The sequence below is a fragment of the Gemmatimonadota bacterium genome, assembly GCA_026706345.1.
Classification (GTDB): Bacteria; JAAXHH01; JAAXHH01; order JAAXHH01; family JAAXHH01; genus JAAXHH01.
The window spans coordinates 1489-3194 of record JAPOYX010000195.1; the positions used below are offsets into that span (position 1 = coordinate 1489).

The window sequence follows — 1706 nt, forward strand, 5'->3', positions numbered from 1 at the left end:
ACGGCGGCGAAGGATGCGTTGAACAGCGCGAGGCCGATGAGCGACGGGCGGTAGCTGAACATCTTCAGGTCCATGCCGAACCAGACGGGATTGAGGTCCCGGCCCATCAGGAAACCCCACTGCGACTCCGGCGGCGCCTTCCGGTTGCGCGAAGCGCCCCAGTACAGCCAGGCGGACAGGCCGAATGCGAACACGTTTGCCACCACGAACAGGGCGGCGAAGTGGGTGTACAGGGTTGCCAGGGAGAACCATCCGAAGAACTGGGCAAGACAGGCCGCGACCGCGACGATCAGGAACAGTGCCAGCCCGTTGAGCCTGTAGGTGCGTGTCGTCCCCTCCGAATCGGTCATTTCGATCCGGCGCCCGGGAATCAGTATGGAACCCGCAAACAGGACGACCACAAACACCAGCAGCATTGCCGCCGCCTCCAGAATCATCTCGCCCGAAAGCGCTGAAAACGGATTGTGCAACTCGAGTTCTCCCATGGCCGATCTCCTCCTTTCGCTTCAGATGTTCCCCCGTTCGCAGTTGTCAGACCGCCAATGCCATGGCGTTCCGGCGCGGGTCGCCGCAGGCGTGGGCCCTGCCGTCGGAATCCATGAAAATGCCCTCGAACGAGCCGTGGTGCCAGTTCCACGGGTTGACCACGTCCCAGGCGATACCGCGCTTCACTGCCGACCTGCGCACCTTCTCGTCGAGGTCGACCTCGACGAGCAGCTTGCCGGGGCTGGTGTAGGACCCTCCCCCGAAGCGCGGCCGGTTCACCGACTCGCCGATGGGAATGCCGAAATCCAGGATGTTCGTGGTGTTCTGCAGGATGTTCTGCAGCAGGCTCACGCTCGGCGATCCCGAGGCCAGCACCGGCCGCTCGCCGTCGAAGACGATGTTGGGGCACACGTAGGCCGAGATCCGGTCGCCGGGGCCGGGCATCACCCGCATGTAATGGGCGCCGGCCGCGACGACGGTGACGCCGCCGGCAAAGAGCCCGTTCGACCAGGGCAGCGACATGCAGGAATGCAGGATGGTCGAGACGTTGCCGTCGGCGTCCACGGAGGTTACGTGGTTGCTGCCGGCGGGCGGCGGGGCCGGCCCGGCGTCGACCGTCTGGTTCATCTGCATCAGCTCGAACCGCATGCGCGCGTAATCCTTGCTGAGGATCAGTTCCAGGGGCAGTTCATGGGTCGCCGGGTCGTGCTGCCTGAACCCGTCCAGATAGACCTGGTTGGCGATGCGCGCCATGTGGAACAGGGTTTCGGCGGATTCTGTCGGCGGGCCCAGTTTCTGCAGATCGAGCAGTTCCACCATGTTGAGGATTTCGATCAGGTGCGAGCCGCCATGGTCCGGCGGCGGGGAGCCGAGCACCCTGTAGCCGCGGTAGCTGCCCTCGGCGGGCGGCTGCCAGCGCGCCTCGTACTGCTCCATGTCCTCAAGGGTGAGCACGCCACCGGCCGTCTGCACCACATCGACGAGTTCCTGTGCGAAGGCGCCGCGGTAGAAATAGTCATTGCCTTCCTCGAGCAGCGCCGTCAGGGTATCCGCGGCGCGCTTCTGCACGAGCAGGTCGCCCGGCCGGGGCAGGGTGTTGTTCCGGGAGAAGATTTCCCGGCCCTCGGGAGTGCGGCCGATCCTGGCGTACTCGGTGAAAATCTCGCCCCAGAGGAACGGATGGATCTCGAAGCCGTCCCGCGCATAGCCGATCGCAGCTT

The 1706-nt window shown here is 65.1% G+C and carries 2 protein-coding genes; both read right to left on the reverse strand.

Features of this window, described 5'->3' with window-relative positions; translation table 11 throughout:
• Positions 1-485: hypothetical protein (locus OXG98_13100; protein ID MCY3772940.1), on the reverse strand; the 485-nt coding region annotated here is incomplete at its 3' end.
• A gap of 46 nt (positions 486-531) precedes the next feature.
• On the reverse strand, positions 532-1706 hold a 1175-nt coding region (locus OXG98_13105; protein ID MCY3772941.1), incomplete at its 5' end, for a gamma-glutamyltransferase.